The organism is Nonomuraea sp. NPDC049625 (genome assembly GCF_040675285.1).
GTDB lineage: Bacteria > Actinomycetota > Actinomycetes > Streptosporangiales > Streptosporangiaceae > Nonomuraea > Nonomuraea angiospora_A.
On the sequence record NZ_JBFAOQ010000015.1, the window covers coordinates 340,721 to 364,861 of the forward strand.

The 24,141-nt window shown below is 70.7% G+C and carries 24 protein-coding genes; 11 read left to right on the forward strand and 13 right to left on the reverse strand.

Going from position 1 to position 24,141, the window contains the following annotated elements:
- Positions 1 to 18: 18 nt before the first annotated feature.
- From AB0J87_RS47695 to AB0J87_RS47705, 3 genes are read right to left on the reverse strand one after another with little or no spacing between them, the layout of a single operon-like run.
- Positions 19 to 774: an ATP-binding cassette domain-containing protein gene (locus tag AB0J87_RS47695; RefSeq protein ID WP_363978376.1), complete on the reverse strand. Its 756-nt coding sequence runs from the start codon at positions 772 to 774 to the stop codon at positions 19 to 21.
- The gene (locus AB0J87_RS47700) at positions 771 to 1,745 is read right to left on the reverse strand and encodes an ABC transporter permease (protein WP_363978379.1); all 975 of its coding nucleotides are present in this window, start codon (positions 1,743 to 1,745) and stop codon (positions 771 to 773) included. The genes AB0J87_RS47695 and AB0J87_RS47700 overlap by 4 nt, the downstream gene beginning before the upstream one ends.
- Positions 1,746 to 1,799: 54 nt before the next feature.
- The gene (locus AB0J87_RS47705) at positions 1,800 to 2,852 is read right to left on the reverse strand and encodes a substrate-binding domain-containing protein (protein ID WP_355194000.1); all 1,053 of its coding nucleotides are present in this window, start codon (positions 2,850 to 2,852) and stop codon (positions 1,800 to 1,802) included.
- A gap of 132 nt (positions 2,853 to 2,984) precedes the next feature.
- Between AB0J87_RS47705 and AB0J87_RS47710 the strand changes: the two genes are divergently transcribed.
- Both AB0J87_RS47710 and AB0J87_RS47715 read left to right on the forward strand, forming a co-directional pair.
- Positions 2,985 to 4,193: an ROK family protein gene (locus AB0J87_RS47710; RefSeq protein ID WP_350723289.1), complete on the forward strand. Its 1,209-nt coding sequence runs from the start codon at positions 2,985 to 2,987 to the stop codon at positions 4,191 to 4,193.
- 119 nt (positions 4,194 to 4,312) lie between these two features.
- Entirely contained in the window at positions 4,313 to 5,623 is a 1,311-nt protein-coding gene (locus AB0J87_RS47715) for a cellulose binding domain-containing protein (protein WP_363978384.1), read from the forward strand.
- Here the strand turns inward: AB0J87_RS47715 and AB0J87_RS47720 are convergent.
- Entirely contained in the window at positions 5,618 to 6,607 is a 990-nt protein-coding gene (locus AB0J87_RS47720; protein ID WP_363978387.1) for a LacI family DNA-binding transcriptional regulator, read from the reverse strand. The genes AB0J87_RS47715 and AB0J87_RS47720 overlap by 6 nt on opposite strands.
- A 241-nt stretch (positions 6,608 to 6,848) precedes the next feature.
- Between AB0J87_RS47720 and AB0J87_RS47725 the strand changes: the two genes are divergently transcribed.
- Genes AB0J87_RS47725 through AB0J87_RS47740 form a run of 4 tightly spaced genes read left to right on the forward strand, consistent with a single transcriptional unit; the run spans position 6,849 to position 12,466 of the window.
- Positions 6,849 to 8,150 (forward strand): ABC transporter substrate-binding protein, encoded by a 1,302-nt coding sequence (locus tag AB0J87_RS47725; protein WP_363978390.1) that lies wholly within the window; start codon positions 6,849 to 6,851, stop codon positions 8,148 to 8,150.
- Positions 8,144 to 9,058 carry a sugar ABC transporter permease gene (locus AB0J87_RS47730; RefSeq protein ID WP_363978393.1) on the forward strand — a complete coding sequence of 305 codons (915 nt, stop codon included), beginning with the start codon at positions 8,144 to 8,146 and terminating at the stop codon, positions 9,056 to 9,058. The genes AB0J87_RS47725 and AB0J87_RS47730 overlap by 7 nt, the downstream gene beginning before the upstream one ends.
- Complete coding sequence (locus AB0J87_RS47735) at positions 9,055 to 9,882, forward strand: carbohydrate ABC transporter permease (protein WP_363978396.1); 828 nt, start codon at positions 9,055 to 9,057, stop codon at positions 9,880 to 9,882. Before AB0J87_RS47730 ends, AB0J87_RS47735 begins: the two co-directional genes overlap by 4 nt.
- A gap of 1 nt (position 9,883) precedes the next feature.
- Complete coding sequence (locus AB0J87_RS47740) at positions 9,884 to 12,466, forward strand: family 78 glycoside hydrolase catalytic domain (RefSeq protein WP_363978399.1); 2,583 nt, start codon at positions 9,884 to 9,886, stop codon at positions 12,464 to 12,466.
- Here AB0J87_RS47740 and AB0J87_RS47745 read toward each other — a convergent pair.
- Complete coding sequence (locus tag AB0J87_RS47745) at positions 12,432 to 12,776, reverse strand: DUF6223 family protein (protein ID WP_363978402.1); 345 nt, start codon at positions 12,774 to 12,776, stop codon at positions 12,432 to 12,434. The two genes, AB0J87_RS47740 and AB0J87_RS47745, sit on opposite strands and share 35 nt — an antisense overlap.
- Positions 12,777 to 12,987: 211 nt before the next feature.
- Between AB0J87_RS47745 and AB0J87_RS47750 the strand changes: the two genes are divergently transcribed.
- Together AB0J87_RS47750 and AB0J87_RS47755 are read left to right on the forward strand one after the other, a co-directional pair.
- Positions 12,988 to 14,115: a histidine kinase gene (locus AB0J87_RS47750; RefSeq protein ID WP_363978405.1), complete on the forward strand. Its 1,128-nt coding sequence runs from the start codon at positions 12,988 to 12,990 to the stop codon at positions 14,113 to 14,115.
- The gene (locus AB0J87_RS47755; protein WP_363978407.1) at positions 14,112 to 14,774 is read left to right on the forward strand and encodes a response regulator transcription factor; all 663 of its coding nucleotides are present in this window, start codon (positions 14,112 to 14,114) and stop codon (positions 14,772 to 14,774) included. The genes AB0J87_RS47750 and AB0J87_RS47755 overlap by 4 nt, the downstream gene beginning before the upstream one ends.
- Here AB0J87_RS47755 and AB0J87_RS47760 read toward each other — a convergent pair.
- From AB0J87_RS47760 to rplK, 7 genes are all read right to left on the reverse strand, one after another.
- Entirely contained in the window at positions 14,738 to 15,193 is a 456-nt protein-coding gene (locus AB0J87_RS47760; RefSeq protein ID WP_363978410.1) for a lasso peptide biosynthesis B2 protein, read from the reverse strand. The genes AB0J87_RS47755 and AB0J87_RS47760 overlap by 37 nt on opposite strands.
- Complete coding sequence (locus AB0J87_RS47765) at positions 15,190 to 15,447, reverse strand: lasso peptide biosynthesis PqqD family chaperone (RefSeq protein WP_350723274.1); 258 nt, start codon at positions 15,445 to 15,447, stop codon at positions 15,190 to 15,192. The genes AB0J87_RS47760 and AB0J87_RS47765 overlap by 4 nt, the downstream gene beginning before the upstream one ends.
- Positions 15,444 to 17,294, reverse strand: a complete 1,851-nt coding sequence (locus tag AB0J87_RS47770; protein WP_363978414.1) for a lasso peptide isopeptide bond-forming cyclase — start codon at positions 17,292 to 17,294, stop codon at positions 15,444 to 15,446. The genes AB0J87_RS47765 and AB0J87_RS47770 overlap by 4 nt, the downstream gene beginning before the upstream one ends.
- A gap of 13 nt (positions 17,295 to 17,307) precedes the next feature.
- Positions 17,308 to 17,415 (reverse strand): keywimysin-related RiPP, encoded by a 108-nt coding sequence (locus AB0J87_RS47775; protein WP_350723271.1) that lies wholly within the window; start codon positions 17,413 to 17,415, stop codon positions 17,308 to 17,310.
- A gap of 254 nt (positions 17,416 to 17,669) precedes the next feature.
- The gene (locus AB0J87_RS47780; RefSeq protein WP_363978418.1) at positions 17,670 to 18,077 is read right to left on the reverse strand and encodes a hypothetical protein; all 408 of its coding nucleotides are present in this window, start codon (positions 18,075 to 18,077) and stop codon (positions 17,670 to 17,672) included.
- Positions 18,078 to 18,428: 351 nt separating this feature from the next.
- Positions 18,429 to 18,845 carry an HIT family protein gene (locus AB0J87_RS47785; RefSeq protein WP_363978421.1) on the reverse strand — a complete coding sequence of 139 codons (417 nt, stop codon included), beginning with the start codon at positions 18,843 to 18,845 and terminating at the stop codon, positions 18,429 to 18,431.
- Between the two features lie 34 nt (positions 18,846 to 18,879).
- Complete coding sequence (rplK, locus tag AB0J87_RS47790) at positions 18,880 to 19,305, reverse strand: 50S ribosomal protein L11 (RefSeq protein WP_363978424.1); 426 nt, start codon at positions 19,303 to 19,305, stop codon at positions 18,880 to 18,882.
- A gap of 45 nt (positions 19,306 to 19,350) precedes the next feature.
- On the opposite strand from rplK, the gene AB0J87_RS47795 reads away from it, so the two are divergent.
- From AB0J87_RS47795 to AB0J87_RS47805, 3 genes are all read left to right on the forward strand, one after another.
- Positions 19,351 to 20,244, forward strand: coding sequence for a MerR family transcriptional regulator (locus tag AB0J87_RS47795; RefSeq protein WP_363978427.1), 894 nt, complete (start codon positions 19,351 to 19,353; stop codon positions 20,242 to 20,244).
- 225 nt (positions 20,245 to 20,469) lie between these two features.
- Positions 20,470 to 20,958, forward strand: a complete 489-nt coding sequence (locus AB0J87_RS47800; protein ID WP_363978430.1) for a hypothetical protein — start codon at positions 20,470 to 20,472, stop codon at positions 20,956 to 20,958.
- A gap of 137 nt (positions 20,959 to 21,095) precedes the next feature.
- Complete coding sequence (locus tag AB0J87_RS47805) at positions 21,096 to 21,866, forward strand: hypothetical protein (protein ID WP_363978433.1); 771 nt, start codon at positions 21,096 to 21,098, stop codon at positions 21,864 to 21,866.
- 741 nt (positions 21,867 to 22,607) lie between these two features.
- On the opposite strand, the gene AB0J87_RS47810 is transcribed toward AB0J87_RS47805, so the two are convergent.
- Complete coding sequence (locus AB0J87_RS47810; RefSeq protein WP_363978436.1) at positions 22,608 to 24,044, reverse strand: N-acetylmuramoyl-L-alanine amidase; 1,437 nt, start codon at positions 24,042 to 24,044, stop codon at positions 22,608 to 22,610.
- Positions 24,045 to 24,141 lie beyond the last annotated feature (97 nt).

Here is a 24,141-nt window from a genome sequence, read left to right on the forward strand (position 1 = left end):
GATTGCCTTTCTGGGGCGTCAGTTGCTGAGCGCGCCGGTGATCAGGGCGACGATCTCCTCGCCGGTGGTCTCGGCCGTACGCCGCCCGCCCACGCAGCGCCCGGACCGCATCACCCACACCTGCTGGCTGAGCCGCATGACCTGGGCGAAGTTGTGGCTGATGAGCAGGACCGCGTGACCCTCGTCGCGGAGTCTGAGGATCAGCTCCTCGACCCGGGCGGTCTCCTGCACGCCGAGCGCGGCCGTGGGCTCGTCCATGATCACGAGCTTGGAGCTGAACCCGGCGGCGCGGCAGATGGCCACGGCCTGGCGCTGGCCGCCCGAGAGCCGGCGTACCCGGGACTTCACCGCAGGCACGTTGACGGCGAGCGTGGAGACCATCTCGCGGGCGCGGGCCTGCATGGCGCGCCGGTCGAGCAGGGCGACCGGGCCGAACCTGCGGACGATCTCGCGGTTGAGGAACAGGTTCTGCCACACCGTGAGGTCTTCCACCAGCGCGAGGTTCTGGTGCACGGTCTCGATCCCGGCCTCGCGGGCGTCCTCCGGGGAGCGGAAGTCGGTCTCGGCGCCGTCGAAGACGATGCGCCCGCTCTGCGGACGGTGGATGCCGGAGATGCAGCGGACGAGGGTGGACTTGCCCGCGCCGTTGTCGCCGACCAGCGCGGTGATCTCGCCACGGCGCAGGGTGAGGGAGACGTCGGCCAGCGCGCGTACGCTGCCGAAGGCCAGGGAGACCTCGTGGGCCTCGAGCAGGGGAGTGCCGTTCTCGATCATCGCTGGAACCTTGTGAGCAGGGCGGCCAGCACCACGACGACGCCGACGGCCAGCGGTTGGTAGAACTGGGAGACCCCGAGCAGGGTCAGCCCGTTGACCAGCGCGACCAGCAGCAGCGCGCCGATGACCGGGCCGATGATGGTGCCCCGCCCACCGAAGAGGCTCACCCCGCCGAGCACGACCGCGGCCACGGAGTTGAGCAGGAAGGAGGTGTTGGAGGCGGGTTCGGCCGCGCCGACGCGGGCGACCAGGAGCAGCGCCCCCAGCCCGGCCAGCGCGCCGCTGATGGCGTAGACGGCGATCTTGATCCGCCGGGTGCTGATGCCCATCGCGTTGGCCGACTCCGGCGAGCCGCCGGTGGCCAGCACGTGGGTGCCGAACCTGGTGTGGAACAGCACGACGTGCGCCACGATCGCGACCACGATCGCGATCAGGAACGAGTAGCCGAAGATCCCCACTCTCCCGGTGGACAGGGCCAGCAGCGCCGGGTCGATGATCGTGACCGGCTTGCCGTCGGAGAGGATCAGTGCCAGACCGGAGGCCGCCGAGAGCATGCCCAGCGTCACGATGAAGTCCGCGATCTTGCCCCAGGCGGTGATCATGCCGTTGACCAGGCCCGCCACCGCCGCGGCGAGCACGCCCGTCACGCAGGAGAGCGCCAGCCCCCACTGCGCCGTGTACGCCTGGCCGAAGACCACCGCGCCCAGCGTCATCGCCGAGGCGATCGACAGGTCGATGCCGGCGGTGGCGATCACGAACGTCTGGCCCACGGCCAGCACGATCAGGATCGCGGCGGCCAGCAGCATGGAGGTGATGTTGCCGGGGCTGAGGAAGGTCGGATTGAGCGCCTGGAACACGATCACCAGGACGACCAGTCCGACGAGGGCCGCCCACTCCGCCCAGAACCCGACGTCTTTCAGCTTCGCGGCCCAGTGCTCTCCGTCGCGGGCCGCGAGCGTTGCGTTTGCCATGTCTGTCACTCCTCGTCCCACCGGGCCGGACGGCCGGGCAGGACGGCGTAGGCGCTACTTGATGAGGGACGCGAACGGGTCGTCGTAGCTGCCGAACGGCTTGGGTGTGGCCGCCAGCGCCTTGTCGGCGTTCTCCTTGGTGACCAGCTCGACCGGGGCCTTGACGTTGGCGGGCAGCGTCTTGCCGGTCGCCGCCGCCTGGCACGCCTCCACGCCCATCAGCCCGATCGCGTACGGGTACTGGGCGACGGTGCCGTCCAGGGTGCCGGCCTTGACCGCGTCGAGCGCGTCCTTGATGCCGTCGACGCTGATGACCTTGACCTTGCCGGCCTTGCCCGCGTTGGCGACGGCGCGCGCCACGCCCAGCCCCATGTCGTCGTTGGCGACGAAGAATCCGGCCAGGTCGGGGTGCGCCTGCAACACGTCGGTGGCGGCGGTGAGCGCGGTCTGCCGCTCCCAGTTGGCCGCGACGGTCTGCACCATCTTGACCTTGGGCCCGAGGCCCTGCTTGAAGCCCTCGACCCGGGCGCCGCTGGTCACGTCGCCCGCGATGCCGCCGATGGCCGCGACGTCGCCGCCGTCGGCCAGCAGCTCGGTCATGCGCTGCCCGGCCGTCTTGCCGGCCTCGACGTTGTCGGTCCCGATGTACGTCGCGAGCTTGACGTTCGCGCTCTTGGCCGCCGCGGCGTCGATCGGGCTGTCGATGTTGACCACGGTCTTGTTCTGGGCGGAGAGCTGGGCCAGGCCCTGGACCAGGTTGGTGCCGGAGATCGGGTTGACCACGTAACAGGAGAAGTCCTGCCCGGCCAGGCCGTTGAGCTTGTCCGCCTGGCCGGTCGTGTCCGTGATGGCGTTGGCCGCCTGGACCGTGACCGGCACCTTGGCCGTGGCGGCCTGGTCGTCCATGCCCTGCTTCATCGTCTGGAAGAACGGGTTGTCCAGGCCCTTGATCACGGCGGCGATCTTGGGTGTCGCGGTGCCCGCCTCCCCGGCCACGGGGGTGCTCCCGGTGGTCTCGCTGGAGCCGCAGGCCGCCAGCGCGAGCGCACCCGCAGCGAGAACCGCGCTGAGGGCCGCGGTGCGGCGACCTCGGGTGTTGGCCATCATCGGATGCCCCTTTCAGCGTCGATGGCATGACCGTAACCAGTGTTTCCGTTAGATTGCAACACTCCTTTCGACTTTTTATGTCGAAACATGGCTAACTTCCGTCTAGTGGGAGACATAGCTAGAGTGACCCGTATGGATGCACCGAGCCTGCCCGGCGTGTGGCGGGGAGCCAGCTCAGGCGAGATCCTCAGCCTGTTCCGCGACGCCCCCGACGGCCTGACGAAGGCCGACGTGATGCGCCACACCGGCCTGTCGCGCACCACCGTCAACCAGCGGCTCGACGGCCTGCTCGCGGCCGGTCTGCTGATGCCCGCCGAGGAGGAGGCGCGCACCCGCGGCCGCCCGGCGGGCCAGTTCGTGGTCAACCGTGACCGCGGGGTGCTGCTGGTGGCCGACATCGGCGCGACCGGCCTGCGGGCCGCCGTGTGCGACCTGGCCGGCGAGGTGCGGGCCGAGCGGGAGGTTCGCGCCGAGGTGACGGCGGGCCCGCAGGCCATCCTCACCATCGTGGACGAGCTGTTCACCGAGGTCCTGGCCGCGGCCAGGCGCAAGCCCGGCGAGGTGCTCGGCATCGGGCTCGACGTGCCGGGCCCGGTGGACTTCGAGACCGGACGGGTCGTCAGCCCGCCGATCATGACCGGCTGGGACCGCTACGACATCCCCGGCTGGTTCCGCTCCCGCTTCGACTGCCCCGTCCTGGTGGACAAGGACGTCAACGCCATGGCGTACGGCGAGCAGCGGCTGCGCTATCCGGACGTGCCCCACCTGCTCATGCTCAAGATCGGCACCGGCGTCGGCACCGGCCTCATCGCCAGCGGCAAGGTGCACCGCGGTGCCGACGGAGCGGCCGGCGACGTCGGCCACATCCAGGTCACGGTGGACGACGTGGCCGAGCCGCCCATCTGCCGGTGCGGCAACGCGGGCTGCGTCGAGGCGTACGCCGGGGGCTGGGCCATCGTGCGCGACCTGCGCGAGGCGGGCCGCGACGTGACCACCGTGGACGACGCCGTACGCCTGATCCGCAGCGGCGACCTCGTCGCGGTGCGGCTCGCCCGGCGCGCGGCCCGCATCCTCGGCGGCGCGATCGCCGACACGGTCAACCTGTTCAACCCGCGCGTCATCGTCATCGGCGGGCAGCTCGCCCACACCGACGAGCAGCTCTTCGCCGGCATCCGCGAGATCGTCTACCGGCGCTCGCTCCCGCTGGCCACCCGCAACCTGCAGATCGTGCGCAGCGACCTCGACCCGCACGCGGGCGTGCTCGGCCTGGCGCAGCTGCTGGTCGACGGCATCTACACCCCCGCGCGGGTCCAGCAGCTCGTGGACGGCGCCGTGGCATAGCGAGCCGATGAAAGTTACAGGCTTTCCGGCGTGTTCGCCCAGGTCGCGATCGCCTGTGCTTGACCGGGCCGTAGCCCCGCGGAAAGAGTCGATCCGAACCTTTCTGGGTTGGGAGTCCGATGAGTTACGTTCGTCGCCGGTGGCTTGCCCTCCTGCTTCCCGGTTTCCTGGTCGTGCTCTGCGCCTTCGTGTCCTTGACGGAACAGTCCGCCGGTGCGGTCGCCGACCCGCCCGGCCCGGTGACCGGCAACGCCACCTACTTCGACGGACTCGGCTCGCCGTACGGCGGCTGCGGGATGCCCCAGGCGAGCCTCGACTCGCAGGACTTCGTCGCGCTCAACGTCTACAACACCCCCGGCGACTACGCCTTCTACCCCCGGCCGCTGACGGGAGCCAACCTCAGCAAGGCCGGGTTATGGAACAACGGGCTCAACTGCGGCCGCTACGTGCAGGTCGAGATCAGCGACTACTGCACGGGCACCAACGACGGCGCGCCGAACCAGGCGTTCTGCCGCAACGGCTCCTGGGTCTCCGACGCCTACAACGGCGCGAAGCTGACCATGCTCGTCGCCGACAGCTGCGGTGACTCCAACGGCTGGTGCCGCGACGATCCCTACCATCTGGACCTGTCCAAGGACTCGCTCAACCGGTTCGTGAAGAACGGCGGCGCGATCGGGGACATGTACCCCAACCACTGGAACAACCGGCACGTCACCTGGTCGTTCGTCCCCGCGCCCAACTACAGCGGCGACATCAACCTCGGCTTCCTACAGGGTGCCCAGGCCTGGTGGCCGGCCATCTCCGTCTCGCACCTGGCCAACGGCATCCACGGCGTCGAGTACTACGCCAACGGCACCTGGCAGACGGCCCAGATGAACGGCGACATGGGCCAGTCCTACGTCATCGGCGGGACCACGTCGGGCGGCGGCCAGTTCCAGATCCGGGTGCGGGACGCCACGGACACGCTGATCAACGGCGGGCGCGTGTACAGCTTCTCGCTGCCGTCGGCCTGCAGCCCGCAGTGCGGCACGCCGTACACCAAGGTCACCTACACCACCTCACAGGGCCCGACCTCCACGCCCACGCCGACTCCGACGGTGACCCCGACCGTGACGCCCACGGGCGGCACCGGCGTCTCCTGCAGCGTGAACCACCAGGTCGCCAGCGCCTGGCAGGGCGGTTTCACGGCCAACGTCACCGTGAAGAACACGGGCACTTCGACCTGGAACAACTGGACGATCACGTGGACCGCGCCGTCCGGCGTGTCCCTGGTCAACGGCTGGGGCTCCACCGTCACGTCGTCGGGCACCACGTGGACGATCAAGGCGCCGAGCTGGGCCACGAGCCTCGCGGCGGGCGCGACGGCCACCTTCGGCTACCAGGCCAACGGCCCGTCCACGGCCGCCCCGACCGGCATCACCTGCTCATAGGCCGGGCGGCGCGGTGGAGCGGCGCACGACCAGGCTCGGCGTGACGGAGAAGTGCACGGCGGTGGTGCGGCCTTCGATGCGTTCGAGCAGCAGCCGCCCCGCCGTACGGCCCATGACGGCGCCGTCCTGGTTGACGGTGGTCAGCGCGATGTTGGGATGGGCGGCCAGGCGGGTGTTGTCGTAGCCCGCGACGGAGACGTCGTCCGGGACGGAGAGACCGGCTTCGTGGAGCGCGGTCAGGACGCCTAGCGCCGACTCGTCGGAGCCCGCGAAGATCGCGGTCGGGCGCGGGGACCGGCTCAGCAGCTCCTGGGCGCCGCGATAACCGCCGTCCTCGGAGTACGAGGTCGCGACGACGGCGATCTCGTCGGCGAACCCGTGGTCACGCATCACGCGCTCGTACGTCTCGGCCCTGATGTGCGGCTTGTGGTCGGCGGGTTGTCCCTGCTCCTCGTGGAAGGTGATGTGCCCGATGCGACGGTGACCGAGCGCGATCAGGTGCTCCATGACGAGCTCGGAGCCCGTACGGTCGTCGTCGACGATCGAGTCGTACGCCGGTGAGCGATCGTGCCGGCCGAGCACCAGGGTGGGGATCTCGCGTGCCACCCGCTCCAGCTGCGTGCGGGCGGCGAGTGGGGCGATCATGAGAATGCCGTCCACCTGCCGATCCATCAGGGCGTCGATGGCTCGTTCCTCGGTCTTGTTGCGGGTGCCGCCCTGGATCATGATCGCTTGGTAGTCGGACTCCGCGAGCTGCTCCACCAGGCCGCTCATGATCTCGGCATAGAACGGGATCCCGATGTGCTGCATGAGGACGCCGATGGTGAACGACCGTCCGCGCAGCGCGCGGGCAGCGGCCTGGGGACGGTAGCCGAGCTCGTCGATGGCCCGCTTGACGCGGTCCCGCATGGCCTCGCTGACCCCGTAGTCGTTCCGGATGACCTTCGAGACCGCCGCCTTGGAGACCCCGGCGAGTTTCGCCACGTCGGATATGGTCACTCTTCGTCGTCGCTCAGGCGCGACCATGGGCATCCCTTCTCGAAGCCGAGTCCCGCCGATTGTACGCCCGCGTAGACCGGTTTACATAAGCCGTGAGATGCGATGTCCCTTCTAGGGCATATGGCGTAGACCGGTCTACGTTTTTCCTTGACCGCTGGTGGCGTAACGGCTACGTTAACTCGCATCGGGGGCCCGTTAAAACGATTCAACGACCTGTAGGGGCACTGTGAAGACCTCTCACCGCATGCTCGCAGCGGGCCTGGCCGTTCTGACGACGGCGGCACTGACCTCCTGCGGATCCGACTCCGGGACGGCTGCCGACGGCACCGTCACCCTGTCCTTCCTCATCGACAACGGCGCGTCGACCACGGCCAGAGCCAAGGGGCTCGCGGGCGCCTTCATGCAGGCCAACCCCAAGATCAAGATTGAGACCGAGACGCGGCCGGGCGGCACCGAAGGCGACAACCTCATCAAGACCCGGCTCTCGACCGGCGAGATGTCGGACGTGTTCTGGTACAACTCGGGCTCGCTGCTCCAGGCGCTCAACCCGGCGCAGACCATGGTCGACCTGACCGGCGATCCGGTGCTGGCCGACGTGCAGAAGGAGTACCTGCCCGCCGTGACCCAGGGCGGCAGGGTGTACGGCGTGCCGTCCGGCAGCATGAGCGGCGGCGGCATCCTGTACAACCGCAAGGTCTACGAGCGGCTCGGCCTCCAGGTGCCCAAGACCTGGGCCGAGTTCATGGCCAACAACGACAAGGTCAAGGCGGCCGGGATCACGCCGGTGATCTCCACGTTCAAGGACACCTGGACCTCGCAGCTGCTGCTTCTCAGCGACTACTACAACGTCCAGGCCGCGGTCCCGGCCTTCGCACAGGACTACACGGCCAACAAGGCCAAGTTCGCCACCACCCCCGCGGCCAGGGCCGGGTTCGATCACCTGGCCGAGGTGCACGCCAAGGGCTACCAGAACGACGGCTTCGGCTCGGCCACCGCTGAGCAGGGCATGAAGATGCTGGTCGAAGGCAAGGGCGCGCACTACGCGATGACCAGCTCCCAGATCCCGCCGCTGGTGGCCACGATGCCGCAGGCCGCCACCGACATCGGCTTCTTCGGCGTCCCCGGCGCCGACGCGGCCAAGAACGGCGCCACCGTCTGGGAGCCGCCCGGCGTCTACATCGCCAAGACCACCGACCACCTGGACGCGGCCAAGAAGTTCCTCGCCTTCATCGCCTCCCCGGCCGGCACCGACGCGATCAGCAAGGCCGTCCAGCCCGCGGGACCGTTCCGGATCAACGGGGCCAAGCTGCCGGACAACGCCATCCAGGCGGCCAAGGACCTCCAGGCCTACCTCGACAAGGGCGCCACCGCCTCCGCGCTGGAGTTCGTCTCGCCGGTCAAGGGCCCGTCGCTGGAGCAGATCACCGTCGCGGTCGGCTCCGGGCTGACGCCGCCCGCCGAGGGCGCCGCGCAGTACGACAAGGACGTGGACAAGCAGGCCAAGCAGCTGGGGCTGCCCGGATGGTGACCCAGCAGGACGCCGGGCCCCGCACGGGGCCCGGCCCGGCCCTGCCCCGTCCCCACGCAACGGCCTACCCGTACGCGCTCTACCTGCCGGCCGCGGTCGTCTACCTGGTGATCTTCCTGGTGCCGACGGCGATGGCCTTCTACTTCGCGCTGACCCGCTGGACCCTGTTCGACAGCACCTTCGTGGGGCTGGACAACTTCCGCGACTTCTTCGCCGAGCAGAACCTGCGCGCCGGCTTCGCCAACACCCTGGTCTACGCCGTGCTCACCTCCGGGCTGAAGGTGGTGCTCGGGCTGCTGCTCGGCGTGCTGCTCACCTCACGGCTGCGGCTGCGCGGCTTCCTGCGCTCGGTGGTGTTCTTCCCCGTCCTGGTGTCGACGGTCGCGGTCGGCATCACCTTCAGCGCCCTGCTCAGGCCGGACACCGGCCTGGTCAACAAGGCCCTGGCCGTGGTCGGCATCGACGGCCCCGACTGGCTCGGCGACGCCGGCACCGCCCTGCTCTCGGTCGCCCTGGTGGATGTGTGGAAGGGCGTGGGCCTGGCCACGGTGATCTACATCGCCGGCATCATGTCCATCCCTCGCGACTACTACCAGGCGGTCGCCGTGGACGGCGGAGGGGCCTGGCACCGCTTCCGCCACGTCACCCTCCCGCTGTCCTGGCCGGCCACGTACTCGGTGATCGTCCTCTCCCTCATCGGGGGCCTGCGCTCCTTCGACCTGATCTGGACGATGACCCGCGGCGGACCGGGCTTCACCAGCGACACCATCGCCTCGATCATCTACAAGCAGTACCAGGCCGGCTTCTTCGGCCTGTCCACCGCGGGCAACGTGATCCTGTTCGTGGTCGTGACCGCGATCGTCGTCCCCCTGAACCGCTTCCTGGCCAAGAGGCAGGTGACTTCGTGAGAGCACTCAAGAGATTCGGCGCGGAGGGGATCGCGCTGCTCGGGGCCGCCGTGGTCTTCCTGGTCCCGTTCTCGTTCATGCTGCTGACCGCGGTCAAGGATCCCCTCCAGTCCGCGGACCTGGACTTCTCCTGGCCGAGCGAGTGGCGGGTCGTCCAGAACTTCCTGGAGGTGATCGAGGCGCATGACTACGTGCTGCTGCGCGCCTACCTCAACAGCACGATCCTCACCGTCGTGTCGGTCACGCTCGTCGTGCTCTTCGCCGCCATGGCCGCGTTCGTGCTGCAGCGCCGCGCGGGCCGGATCGGGTCGCTGGCGAACTTCCTGGTCCTGGCCGGGCTGATCATCCCGCCCGCGATCGTCCCGACGATCTGGCTGCTGCAGGCCATCGGCCTGTTCAAGACGCTGCCCGGGCTGATCCTGATCGAGGTCGCCTTCCACCTGTCCTTCGCGGTGCTGCTCTTCCGCGCGTTCGTCGCGGCCATCCCGCGCGAGCTGGACGAGGCCGCCATGATCGACGGCTGCACCGGGCCCGCCCTCTTCTTCCGGGTGATCTTCCCCCTGCTCAAGCCGGTCACCGTCACCGTGATCGTGACCAGCTCGGTGGCGGTCTTCAACGACTTCGTCAACCCGCTGTACTTCCTGCCCGGCGACGACAACGCGACCGTGCAGGTGACCCTCTACAACTTCCAGAGCCAGTACAGCACGCAGTGGAACCTGCTGTTCATGGACATCGTGCTGATCACGATCCCGCCGCTGCTGCTCTTCGTCTTCTTCAACCGCAAGATCGTGGCCGGGATGACCGCCGGCGCCATCAAGGGATGACATGACCTCTCCGCACGTCCACGCCCCCACCTTCGAACACCACCGCGAGCCGCTCGGCATCGGCGAGAACGAGCCCCGCCTGTCATGGACCGTCGCCACCGACCTCCCCGGCTGGCGGCAGGCCGCCTACGAGATCGAGCTCGGCGACGGCACGGCGAGCGGACGCGTCGAGTCGGCGGAGTCGGTGCTCGTGCCCTGGCCCGGCGAGCCGCTGGGCTCGCGCGAACGGCGGGGTGCCCGCGTACGGGTCCACGGCCACGACGGCTCGGCGAGCGACTGGAGCGAATGGTCCTGGGCCGAGGCCGGCCTGCTGCAACCCGCCGGCTGGCAGGCCGGCGCCGCCGCACCCCCGCCGGCACTGCTCGGCCCGCCCGACGGCCCCGCCCTCCTGCTGCGCCGCGACTTCACCCTGCGCGGCCCGATCGCCCGCGCCCGCCTGTACGTCACCGCCCACGGCCTGTACGAGGCCGAGATCAACGGCCACGCCGTCGGCGACGACGTGCTCGCCCCCGGCTGGACCAGCTACGGCCACCGCCTGCGCTACCGCACCCACGACGTCACCACTCTCCTGCGCCGGGGCGCCAACGCCATCGGCGCCACCCTGGCCGACGGCTGGTACCGGGGCCGCATCGGTTTCCTGGGCGGCACGACCGGCGTCTACGGCGACCGCACGGCGCTCATCGCCCAGCTCGAGATCGCGTACGAGGACGGCACGACGGAGACGGTCGTCACCGACGGCTCCTGGCGCTGCGCCACCGGGCCGATCACCGCCACGAGCCTCTACGACGGGGAGAAGCACGACGCCCGGCTGGTGCCCGCCGGCTGGTCCGCGCCCGGCTTCGACGATTCCGCCTGGCTGCCCGCCGACGTGCTCGCCCACGACCCGGCCCGGCTGGTCGCCCCCAGCGGTCCCCCCGTGCGCCGGACGGAGACGCTGAGCCCGGTGGCGGTGCTGACCGGCCCGAGCGGGGAGACGATCCTCGACTTCGGCCAGAACATCGCCGGCCGCCTGCGCATCCGCGTCCAGGGCCCGGCGGGGCACACCGTCACGCTCCGGCACGCCGAGGTCCTGGAGGACGGCGCGCTCGCCCTGCGGCCACTGCGCCAGGCTGCCGCGCTCGACGCGTACACGCTGCGCGGCGACGACGGGCCCGAGGAGTGGGAGCCCCGGTTCACCACGCACGGCTTCCGCTACGCCCAGGTCGACGGGTGGCCCGGAGACGTCGGCCCTGCCGATGTCCAGGCCGTGGTCTGCCACACCGACCTGCGGCCCATCGGCGCGTTCGACTGCTCGGATCCGCTGCTGAGCCGCCTGCACGACAACGTCCGGTGGAGCATGCGCGGCAACTACGTCGACCTGCCCACCGACTGCCCCCAACGTGACGAGCGCCTGGGCTGGACCGGCGACCTCCAGGTCTTCGCCCCGACCGCGGCGTTCCTGTACGACTGCACGGGAGCGCTGGCGTCCTGGCTCGCCGACCTGGCCGCCGAGCAGGCCGACCTCGGCACGGTGCCGTCGTACGTGCCGTGGGTGCCGCTGAAGTTCCCGCCACGCTCCGCGGCGGTGTGGGGTGACGCCGCGGTGCTCGTCCCGTGGGTGCTCTACCGGAGCTCCGGCGACCTCGCCCTGCTGCGCAGGCAGTACGCCAGCATGAAGGCGTGGGTGGAGCACGTCACGTCCCTGGCCGGCGACGACCACCTGTGGAACGAGGGCTTCCAGTACGGCGACTGGCTCGACCCCGCCGCGCCCCCCGACAAGCCGGGCAAGACGCGTACGGACCCCGCGCTGGTCGCCACCGCCTACCACGCCCGCACGGCTCGCGTCCTGGCCGACACGGCGGCGCTGCTCGGCCACCAGACCGACGCGGCCCGGTACGGCGAGCTGGCCGAGGCCGTACGGGCCGCCTTCCGCCGCGAGTTCGTCACCCCGTCGGGCCGGCTGGCCTGCGACAGCCAGACCTCCTACGCGCTGGCCCTGACCTTCGACCTGCTGGAGGGACCCGCGCAGCGCGAGCGGGCCGGGCGGCGCCTGGTCGAGCTGGTCGTCCAGGACGGCCACCGCATCAGCACGGGCTTCGCCGGCACGCCGCTCATCTGCGACGCGCTCTGCTCGGTCGGGGCGTACGACACCGCCTACGAGCTGCTCACGCAGCGCGAATGCCCGTCCTGGCTCTATCCGGTGACGATGGGCGCCACCACCATCTGGGAGCGCTGGGACAGCCTGCTGCCCGACGGCACGATCAACCCGGGCGAGATGACCTCGTTCAACCACTATGCCCTGGGTGCGGTCGCCGACTTCCTGCACCGCACCGTCGCGGGGCTCGCCCCGGCCGCCCCCGGCTACCGCCGCCTGCGCATCGCGCCCCGGCCAGGGGGCGACCTCACGCACGCCTCGGCCCGCCTCGACACCCCGTACGGCCTCGCGGCCGTCTCGTGGGAGCGGGACGGTGAGACGCTCACGGTCACGGCGACCGTCCCTCCGGGGACGGCCGCCGAGGTGGACCTGCCCGGGAGCGTCCTGCACGAGGTGGGCGCCGGCACCCACACCTTCACCGTGACAAGGAGGAGCGGCGGGAGCGAGTGAGGGCCAGCCCGCTGAGGGCCACGCCGACCAGTCCTACCAGCAGGGCGATGACGCCCCCGACTATTCCGTAGCCGGTGCCCGGACCGCCCTCGGCGGCGGCCACGACCAGCCCGCCGACGACCGCGCCGGCCAGCCCCGCCGCCAGGGCCACGACGGCCCTGGCACGACCGGTGGAGCGGGCCAGGGCCAGCCCGCCGAGGATCACGCCGACCAGCCCCAGCGCGATGGCCACCAAGGACCAGAGACGCCCGGGGGTCAGGTCATAGGCGCTGACGTCCGGGGCTGTGGCGAGCAGATGACGAATGATCATGAGGTGCTCCTTCTCCTACGACCGGATGTCGAGCATGTCCGCCGGAGCCGTCGCCGGTCGTCCGCCTGACGTGGGCAGTTCGCGGTGCCGCCGATGCCGCAGCCGGCTACCGCGAATGCCGCACAAGCCGCGCAGGTACCGCGGCTGCGGTAGCCGGCCGCTCATCCGCGCGGTGGAGTCGCCCGCGGCGGTATCCGGCTAAGGTGCGCGCATGAGCACAGGACGGTTCGGCGTCCCGGCGGCTGTCACAGACTGGGCGATCGCCGGGGGCGTGGCCGCGGCGCTGCTGGTCACCGGGCTGTCCGGGCAGCACTCCACCACCTACCTCGACCTGCTCGGCTACGCGCTGCTGGCGGCCGGCGGGCTGGCGCTGGCCGCGCGCCGCCGGGCCCCGGTTCTCGTCCTGGCCGTCACCGGGCTGTGCGCGGCGGGTTACCAGGCGGCCGGGTTCGACGTGCCCGCCGTCGCGTACCTGTTCGCGGTGTACGCGGCCGTGCGGGCAGGTCACCGTGCCGTCACGGTGGCGGTGAGCGTGGCCATGCTGGCCGTCCTGCCCCTCGCGGCCCTGGCCTCGGGGCTGCACGACACGGGCGAGGCGTTCGCGCAGGCCAGAGGCGCTCTGGAGCTGGCCTGGCTGGTCGCGGCCGGTGCCGCGGGTGAGGCGCTGCGGCAGGCCGAGCGGCGGGCGGACGAGGCCGAGCGCACCCGGGAGGAGACCGCGCGGCGGCGCGCCGACGAGGAGCGGCTGCACATCGCGCGGGAGCTGCACGACTCGCTCACCCACCAGATCTCGATCATCAAGGTGCAGGCGGAGGTCGCCGTCCACGTGGCCCGCAAAAGGGGCGAACCGGTGCCCGAGGCCCTGCTGGCGATCCAGGAAGCCGGACGCGAGGCGACCCGGGAGCTGCGCGCGACCCTGGAGGCCCTGCGCGACGACGACACGAGCCCGCCGCGTGGGCTCGACGACGTCGCGGAGCTGGTCGAACGGGCCCGGACGACCGGCCTGGACGCGACGCTGACGATCGGGGGACAGCGCCACGACGTGCCGGCCGCGGTGGACCGGACCGTCTACCGGATCGTTCAGGAGTCCCTCACCAACGTCGCCCGTCACGCCGCCGCCGCGACCGCGTCCGTCCGGATCGACTACCGTCCCGATGCCCTCGCGGTCCGCATCGACGACGACGGCAGGGCCACCCCGGACGCCGCCCCGCCGCCCGGCGTCGGCCTGCTCGGGATGCGCGAACGGGTCACCGCCCTCGGCGGTCGCCTGCGCGCGGCACCGCGCGAGGAGGGCGGCTTCACCGTCCAGGCCGAACTTCCCGTGGACCGTACGTCATGATCCGTGTCCTGCTGGTCGACGACCAGCCGCTCCTCCGCAGCGGATTCCGCGCGCTGCTCGACCTGGAGGACGACATCGAGGTGGTGGCCGAGGCCGCCGACGGCAAGGAGGGCCTGGACCTGGTCAGGCGGCACCTGCCGGACGTCGCGCTCATCGACGTCCGGATGCCGGTCGTCGACGGCATCGAGGCGACCCGCCGCATCGCCGCGGACCCGGCCCTGGCCGGGGTGCACGTCGTCATCCTGACCAACTACGGCCTGGACGAGTACGTCTTCAACGCGCTGCGCGCCGGCGCGGCCGGATTCCTCGTCAAGGACATCGTGCCGGAGGACTTCCTGCACGCCGTACGCGTGGCCGCGCGCGGCGACGCCCTGCTCGCACCGTCGATCACCCGCAAGCTGATCAACCGGTACGTCACCCAGCCGCTCCACGCCGCCACCGGCACGGGCCTGAAAGAGCTGACCGGCCGCGAACGCGAGGCCGTCGCCCTGGTCGCGCAGGGCCTGTCCAACGACCAGGTCGCCGACCGCATGGCGATCAGCTCGCTGACCGCGAAAACCCACATCAACCGGGCCATGACCAAGCTCAATGCCCGCGACCGCGCCCAGCTCGTGGTCTTCGCCTACGAATCCGGACTGGTGGTCCCACACAACTCCTGACCTCTCGGGGCGACAGCGATCAAGGGGGCGAGATAGCCCTCCGGTGTGGGCTCGTCCACCGCCCTGCCCTCCGCCTCGACCCAGGCGTGTGCCCCGAACGGGGGCCGTACCCGGACACCCGTACACCACGTCGGCCACGAGCCCCGCATCCGGCACAGCAGGGCGGTGGCCAGTGACCGGGGAAGGCAGCCGTGCACGCCCAGGCAGGTGAGGCTCACCGCGAGCACCGCGTCCTTGGCAGCCTTGGCCTCGGCGTACGTGGCGGGCCCGGCCCGCCGGCTGAGCAGGGTGAGCACGGTACGCAGGCGCCTCGGCGGCAGCACGGCCAGCGAGAACGCCGCTCCCACCGCCATCCGCGCCGCCAGCCTGGCCCGCCACGGAACCCCCTGCGGCCGCTCCAGCGCGCTCGGAACGGTCACGGCGCCACCAACCCGGCGGCCCGCAGCTGCTCCAGCAGCGCCAGCACGTCCTCCAGGGCCTCCCCGTGCCCGACCTCGAACTCCGCCGCCAGGGCCGCGGCCGCCTGCTCCGTGGTGTCGCCGTCCAGCAGCCGGCGCACGGCCAGCGCGCCGCTCGGGTTGAGCTGCCAGAAGTCGCCGTTGCGCTGGTTGAGAAGCACGATGCCGTAGTCGGTGTCGGCGGTGGACACATCGGCGCTCAGCCGCAGGCTCATCGGCCGTCCTCCTTGTCGAACGGCTCCAGGGTCCGCAGCCAGACCTCGCAGCCGATGGTCGAGTACAGGATCGCCTCCCGCAGTCCCGGCGTGTCGGGGTGCGCGGTGAGGTCCTTGAGCAGGGCGGTGTCCACCAGCCCGAGCCGGGCCAGCCGGGAGTCAGCCCAGAGTGCCTGCATGTCGGGGCCGTGGCGGCGCAGACCTTCGGCGGCGTCGAGCGAGGCCTCCGCCTTGCTGGTCCGCCGCAGGCACTCCTCGGGCACGACGCCGCGCATCGCGGTCGTCAGGAGGGGTTTGTAGCGCCACGGCGTCACCCGGTCCTGCGGGCGTACCGACAGGCACGCCTCGATCACCCGGTCGTCGAGGAAGGGGGAGGCCATCGGCAGCCCCGCGCGGACGCTCATCTGGTCCCACTGGCGGATGATCCGGCAGGTGTCGTGGATGGCGTGCAGGTCGGCGTGCTGCCCCCGGTCGGCTCCCAGCGGTTCGGCGTACGGGGCGGTCTCGGCGAGCACCTCGGCGGCCATGCGGCCCGCCTCCTGGGTGATCCACGGGAAGAGCCGGGGCGGCACCCCCCAGCCCAGCGCGCCGGACACGGGGGGCGGCAGCGGGGCGCGCAGATCGGCGAGCGAGCCGGACAGCCAGCGGCGGTAGGAACGGCGGTCGGCCAGCGTCCGGAGCATCGGTCCGTACGGCCAGTGGAACAGCGCGCGGAAACCGCGCAGCCGCCCGATCGCCAGCATCGGCCGCCTGAGCAGCAGCCGGTGGTAGCTCGCCTCCGAGCACCAGGCCACGTGATCGCCGCCGATACCGGTCACGTGCAGCCTGCTGCCCCTGGCGGCCAGCCGGGGCAGGTGCGCCAGCACCCTGGCGCGGTCCATGACGCCGATGGTCGGCTCGTCCAGCGTGTCGTCGACTCTCAGCAGGTCCTCGTAGACCAGCGGCGACTCCTCCGCCGGCCAGACCACATGCTCCGCGCCGCGCAGGTGGGCCGCCGCGCGCCGGGCCCACGCCAGGTCGTCGTCGGCCGGGTCGCGGCCCGGCCAGGTGGAGGCGATGAGGTGCGCCTCCTGCCGGGCGGCGCCCAGGAAGCACAGCGACGTGGAGTCCAACCCTCCGGACAGGTCGAAACTCACCGTGCCGCCCGCCTTGGTGCGCGCGCCGACCGCGTCGTCGAGCGCCCGCCGGACGTCCTCGGCGGCGTCGGACAGCGTGCGGACGGGCTCGGGATGCGTCCACCAGCGGCGATGCCCCGCGGTCACCCCGTCCGGCGCGACGGTGAGGTGGTGGCCGGGTTCGACGGCGGTGACCGACGGCCAGAGGGGGAGGTGCGGCAGGGGATGGGGGACGGGCCAGAGCAGCCGTACGGCCAGGCGCCGCACGTCGAGCTCGGCGCCCGTGGCGGCGGCCAGAACGTCGGCGCGGTCGGAGGCGACGGTGAGCCCGTTCACGCGCGCGTGAAAGACCAGCCGGAGTCCGGACGCGGTGCCCTGGACGCGTAACCGGCCGTCCAGCGCGGCGACGAGGTGGAAGCTGCCGGGCAGGGTCCGGGCCAGCCGGTCGAGGTGCGCCGGGTCACGCAGCCGGCTCGCCTCCGCGGCCAGCCGTTCGGCGTCGAAGGCGCAGCGGCCGATCACCGCCAGCTTGGTGGCGCCCGCCTCGGCCACCGTCATCTCCTCGTCGGACCAGTGCCCGACCAGCCAGGGCCGTCCGGAGGCGTAGGTGACGGTGCGAGCAGTCGCCGTACGCAGGACCGCCGCCACGGCGGGCGCGGCCTCGTGGTCGGGGAGGACCACGAAGTACGCCTCGCCGTGGTGCGGCCGGCTCAGCATGCCGCAGTCGGGCATGGACTGTCCGATTTCAGTTCTTGCTGAAGATCAGGCGGTCGTTGCCGTGCAGGGCCAGGAGGCCGGTGGCCTTGCGGAAGGATCCGGCTGCCATAAGACGGGGCTTCTCGTAACGCTTCATGCGTTTTCCTTTCGGCTCGCTCCATGCATTACAGGGATGACTTTGCATGGCCTGCGGCCGTTTCGTCCAGGATAGCGTCATAGCGCGCTTTCTCCTCATAAATCGCCCAAAATGGCGCGGGCGATGAGGTGGCAAATCCGCTCAATTGGACTATCATGTGTGCCGTACAGCCACAAAAATGTAGCAAAAAACGATGAATGCCGTGCCCGGAAAGCTTCCCGGGCACGGCATTCATCATCGGTGGATCAGGCGACTCACTTACGCGTGAGATCGATGAAGTCGGTGCAGTTGTCAGGCCACTCCGGCGTCCCCTTCGTGCCCGGGGTCGGGAAGACGGTGCACCTGCTCTGGGCCACCTTGCCGCGCTCGTTCAGCACAGTGATGTGCACGGTGTCGCCTTCGTCGGGCGCGGCCAGGGTGATGTCGACCAGACGGCCGAAGTCGCGCGGCAGCAGCTCGGTCAGGTCATGCCACTGTGGCATCGTCCGCGGGTCCCTGATCGCGACCCTGTCGTCGCGGATGACCCCGACGAACTTGGTCGGCGGCTTCTTCGGGTCCTCCGGGTCGCCCTGGAAGGCCGAGTCGATCGCCCGGGTCGGCTGCTCTTCCTTCTCCGACCTCGGATCGGTGGCGAGGTTGATCGCGGTTGCCGCCGTGTCCACTGTGCTGTGAACGCTGGTGACGGCCGTGGCGCCCGCCGACGCCGTAAAGGTCAGAGTCGCGAATCCACTGGCCGCCGCCGCTGCCACGGCAAAGGCCAGCGCGCTTCTGATGCTTCGGTGCTTAATCATCTGTTTCTTCCCCTGTAGGTCGGATTCGGAAGAATCGGACTTAATGCCACATCCCCCTGATGGTGCGAGCTGGAGGTACCCGCTCGAAGGCGAGATAACGCGCGTCGGGGATCGACTTGGAGAAAAAGATGGAAATGATCAAAACAGGTGATTATCAGACCGTCTTTTCTTGGGCAGCTGGGTGCAGCGGAACAGGCGATTGCAGGAACGCTTTCGCCGGAGTTACGTAAGGGCTTCCCGGATCAGCGCCGCATCCTGGTCGAGCAGCTCCCGCGACCGCTTCTTCCAGCCGGCGGTGACCACCACGCCGTCTCCCAGGAAGCGCGGCACCACGTGCAGGTGGAGATGGAAGACGTCCTGACCGGCGGCCTCCCCGTCGGCCAGGGACAACCGCACCCCGTCGCAGCGCAGCCCCGATGCCCGCAACGCGCCCGACACCCGCCGCGCGGTGCGCCAGATCGCCGTACCGACCGCGTCATCGGCGTCCGCCAGCCCGACCACGTGTACGCGCGGGATCACCAGCACATGGCCGACCGTGGCCGGCTTGTGGTCCATGATGGCCACCACGCTGTCATCCTCATGAACGACGCCGGCCTCGACGCGCCCGGCGATGATCTCGCAGAAAACGCAGATTCCCATGCCCATCATGATCTGGCCGAGCGGGATCCCGGTTCTAGTCGCGGACGGTGAGGCCCATGGAACGGGCCGTTCCCGCGACGATCTTCTCGGCCTGATCCAGGTCGGCGGTGTTGAGGTCGGGGAGCTTGGCCTGGGCGACCTCGCGGAGCTGGGCGCGGGTGATCGAGCCGCCGCTCTGGTGGCCCGGCCGCGGGCTGCCGCCGTCGAGCCCGGCGACGCGCCGGATCAGCGAGGCGGTGGTCGCCTGCTTGGTGACGACCTCGAACGACCTGTCCTCGTACACGGTGATCACCGCGGGGATCACGAACCCGCGCCGGTCCTGCGTCTGCGCGTTGTACTGCCGGCAGAACTCCATGAGGTTGATGCCGAGCGGGCCGAGGTCCTTGCCGACGTTCGCGGGGCCCGCCTCGCCGGCCTGAATGTGCAGGGTGACGACCCTGGCTATCTTCTGCTTCGCCATGTCGGCTACGCTAAAGTCTCCAGTTACTGGAGGCTCAAGGGAATTATGAGCTACACGATCGGCCGCCTGGCGAAGCTGACCGGCCTTCCCGTGAAGACGATCCGCTTCTACTCGGACGCGGGCGTGCTGCCCGAGCGCGAGCGCACTGCCTCCGGTTACCGGCTCTACGGCGATGAGGACCGGGCGCGGCTGGAGCTGATCCGCACGCTGAGGGAGATCGGGGTCGACCTGGCCACGATCCGCTCGCTCGGCGACCGCCGGCTGAGGGACGTACTCGATCTTCACCTCAAGGCGGTCGAGACGCAGCTCAGATCGCTCCAGCGGACCAGGGCGGTGCTCAGGGCGACGCTCGCCCGGGACGGCGATCCCGCCGAGGAGGACCTGAGCAGACTCCACGCGCTCGGCCGGCTCGGCGCGGCCGAGATGGAGATCCTGCTGGACGAGTTCGTCGACGAGGTCGGCGGCGGCATCGATGCCCGGCGCGAGTGGCTGACCCAGATGCGCGACGCCATGCTCCCCGAACTGCCCGAGGAGCCGACCGTCGCGCAGCTCGACGCCTGGCTGGAGCTGGCCGACCTGCTCGCCGACGAGGACTACCGCGACAGCCTGCGCCGGCAGAACACGGAGTTCTGGGAGGAGGACCGGGATTTCGACGCCTGGCACGAGATGAACGCCCAGATCATGCGGGAGGCGCTGACCGCTTCGCGGGCGGGCATCGAGCCCGGCTCCCCCGAATCCGAGCCGATCCTCGATCGGATCCTGGCGGTGATGGGACAGGGCCGCGAGGAGCTGCTGCGCACGTTCGACGAGCACGACCCGCGGGCGGCCAGGCTGTGGGAGCTGGTGTCGATCATCGAGGACAGGCCCTGGCCGCCGGAGCAGACGATCGCGTACGGCTGGATCGAGGCCACGCTGCGCCGCTTCCTGGAGGGGCCCTAGACGCAGATCCGTGCCTGGTACGGGGGCTTCGGTGCGGGTCCGGTGGACGAAAGCGCGATGACGACCGGCACGGCCGGCGCGGTTATTTTTGCGCGGTCTTCCGAAACCGCGAGGGCTAGTTTTCCAGGGTGCACGCGAGCCGGTGACCGCCGCCTCGGCCGGCGACAGCGTGCGGCCGCTCGCGCGTCCGCGCGAGGGGGACGGCTCACATCAGGAGAAACTCACATGACCATGCCCACAACCGCCCCATCCCGCCGCCGCCTGCGCCTGTCCGCGCTGGCCGCCGTCGTGGCCGCGGGCGCGCTGCTGGCGGGGAACGTCAACGCGGCCGAGGCGGTGCCACCGGAGGTGATCAGCCGGTGGGACAACGAGATCGTCCACTCCAACGCCCTCAGCCCCGGCTTCAGCGGGTTCCTGGGGACGGGCTCGTACACGATCACCGCGAAGCTGTACGCCGAGAACACCGGTAACTCCGCGATCGACTACCTCTGCACGATCGGTACGGGCCCCAACTCGGACGGCGACATCACCGAGGTGACGCTGGCGCCGCACAGCAGGCACAGCATCTTCCTCAACGTCGTACACACCTACCCCGGCACGGGGCCGCTCAGCTTCGCCTGCTCCAAGCCGGCGGGCACGTCCCAGGTGCTGATGAAGCAGGTGAAGATCACCGCCGTGAAGGTGAACACGCTGGACAACCAGCCGTTCGGCTGATCGGCGCGATGACCGGGAGAAGGGCCGCGACATCCGGATGTCGCGGCCCTTCAGGCTGGGCCGGTGCCGCGTCCGGCAGAACGAGACGAGCCGGCAGGCCAGTAACACCGGGCGGCGTCTCGGGTGATACTGGCAAGATGCCGGTCACCTACGGGCCCGAATACTCCCGCCCCGACCTGCCGGTCCCGCTCGTGCCGCTGCCCGGGCTGCCGGTGACGGTGCGCCGAGTTCTGGCCGGGCCGTCGCCGGAGCGCGCCCCCGCGGCGACGTTCGGCTGGGCGGTGCTCACCGCCGCGCTCGCGCTGGCGGCGACCTTCGCGCCGCATCCGCTCTTCTCCGCCGCCACCTGGCTGACCGCGGCGTACGTGGTGGCCCGGGTCATGGCGCTGCGCCTGCTGGCGCGCGCCCAGCGCCGGTTCGAGCCGGACTGGCTGGCCGCGCAGACGCGGGTGCTGCGCGGGCACGGCTTCGACATCCTGCGCTGTACGGTCGGCGGCCGGGTCTGCGACCTGACCAGGCCCGGCGACGTGGAGGCGCTGACGCGGGCCGCGCCTGACGAAGAGGTGGTGCTGGAGTTCGGCTACCGGCCCGCGACGGGCGGGCGCGTCGCGGTCGAGCGGGTCCGCCGCAGGCGCGCGGAGCTGGAGATCCGGTACGCGCGCTTCGCACCGGACAGCGGCCGGGCGCGCTTCCCCGAGGCGAGCTACGCCATCGGCGCGAACGGCCGGGTCACGGCTTGGTCGCTGGCGGGGCAGGTGGTGCTGACTCCGGCGGTGTCGGCCCAGCTGCGGCCTGGTCCTGCAGCGCCTCGCCCGCCTCCATCACCGCGTCGCGCTGCACCACGCTCATGTCCGGATGCACCAGGCCGAACAGTACGAGGCCCGCCAGCCCGCCCTTCCCCCGAGTGATCTTGCCGAGCTGTGCCGCCGGGGTGGCGGGATCGCGCTGCTTGCGGGAGAGCACCTGGTAGTCGTGCAGTTCGAGCAGCGCGGTGTGCCAGAGCTCGCCGGGAGCACGGCGGCGGATCTCCGCGTAGAGCGCGGCCAGCAGGCGCTGGTGATGATCAGGTGAGGCGGCATGCTCTTCGGCTTTGAAGAGGGACGCCACCCACGAGTCGATCGCCGGGTCGCCGCCGTTGTCGATCATGTCGTCATAGAGCCGGGCGACCGATCCGGCCAGCATGACCAGCTCCCCGTCACAGGAGCGGCCCGCCATCCTGGCATAGGCATGGATGCCGACGTTGAAGCTCAGCGCGGTGCCGCGCAGGGAGTCGATCATCGCCTCGCGCTCGGGCTCGGAGAACACGTCGCGGACGATCGGTTCCACGGCGCGCTCGAAGTCGCGTACGGCGTCGGGAGCGCAGGCGACGGCGTCTTTGAGCGCGACGGGAAGGGCGATCGCCAGCCGGGCACAGCGCAGAACGGTCAGTAGGTCGCGAATCACTACGCTCCCATCGACAGACGGTGAGCGCATGATGACACGGCACCGGGCTACGGTAAATACGGCTTTCCCGGGTTGGCGGCCCTCGCCCGACACGGACGTCAGACGCCTTTATCGGCCGCGTGTCGTCAGCCGCAATTGCCCCACGGCAAAGCTGTGGCCGGATCGCGAGCCCGCGCGATCCGGCCACAGGTCATAGGGTCAGCGGATCAGCCGCCGCAGTGTTCGAAGGGGCTCTCGTACGTGCTCGTCCCGGCCTTGCCGCCCCACTTGACGCACTTGTCGGCGGCGGTGGCCCGGATGGGTCCGGCGTAGTAGTCGAAGTTGCCGGTGTCGGTGGCCCGGGTCTTGCCCTTGACCTCCAGGAAGGCGGCGGTGGCGGTGGCCTTGCCCAGCGAGGCCTTCTTGATCGTGGCCACGCAGTTGTTGCCGTTGGCGGAGTTGAAGGTCAGGTAGACCGTGCCGCTGGAGCCGAGGGCGGCGGAGTCGATCACCTTGTAGCCGGTGCCGCACACGGACTCGGCGGTGTGCGGGTTGGTGCCCCCGCCGCCGCCACTGCTGCCGGTGACGTACTGCATGTACTTGGACCAGTTCCAGTACCGGCCGGGGTCGGTGTGGTCGGCGCCCGGGACCTCGTTGTGGCCCACGATGTGGCTGCGGTCCTTGGGGATGTTGTACCGGTCGGCGATGTTGCGGGTCAGCGCCGCCGACGCGCGGTACATGGTGTCGGTGAACCACGTGGCGTTGTCGACGAAGCCCTCGTGCTCGATGCCGACCGAGCGCCGGTTGTAGTTGCCGGCGTGGAAGGCCCGGTTCTTCTCCCTGACCGTCTGGGTGATGGCGCCGTCGGAGGAGCGGACGACGTAGTGGGCCGAGGTGGGGTTCGGCCGGGGCCCGGTCTGGAACCAGGAGATCGTGCCGGCGTAGCTGCCCTGGGTCACGTGGATGACGATGCGGTCGATCGCGTCGCTGGTGGGCCGGTTGGAGACGGCGTAGTTGCTGCTGTGCGCCGGAACCCACCTGGCCGACGGGTAGTCGGTGCTCGCCGCGAGGGTGCTGGGCTTGTCGAGGTCGTCCGCGTCGGCGTACGGGCCGCGCTCGGGCGTCACGGTGCTCGCCGGTACGGTGACGCTCTCGCCGCCGGGGGTCGTGGCGCGGATCCCCTTGGCGAGCTCCTCGTAGACGGTGTCGGCGTACAGCCGGGCGACCGCGGGGGAGGAGGCGCCGCTGTACTTGGCGACCGCCTGGTACCACTTGCCCGCGTCCTTGCGGGCGGTGGCGTCGAGCTTGAGCTCGTCGGCGAGGGCACGCAGGACGGCCGCGCCGCCCGTGATGTTGGCCGCGTCGTCCGACTTGAGGGCGGACACCGGCTGTTTGGTCAGCGTGGCGGCCTTGTCGAGGGTCTTGGCGGTGACCAGGTGCATCACGCCGTACCCGCCGTCGGCGCTGGGCTGGCCCTGGTGCCCGTCCAGGTGGGTCTCGGAGTAGGCCACCGAGACCAGCAGGTCACGGGGCACCTCATACGTCGAGGCCGCCTTGGTGAACGCGTCGGTCATCGGATCGGCGGCCGCCGCGCCGGCCGGGTGCCCCACCAGCATCGACAGGGGCAGAACGGCGGCGCCGGTCAGGAGAATGCGCAGGTTCAAGGGGGTTCAGCTCCCGCAGTGCTCGGACGGGCTGTTGTACGTGCTGGATCCGGCCTTGCCGCCCCACTTGACGCACTTGCCGGCGGCCGCGCCGCGC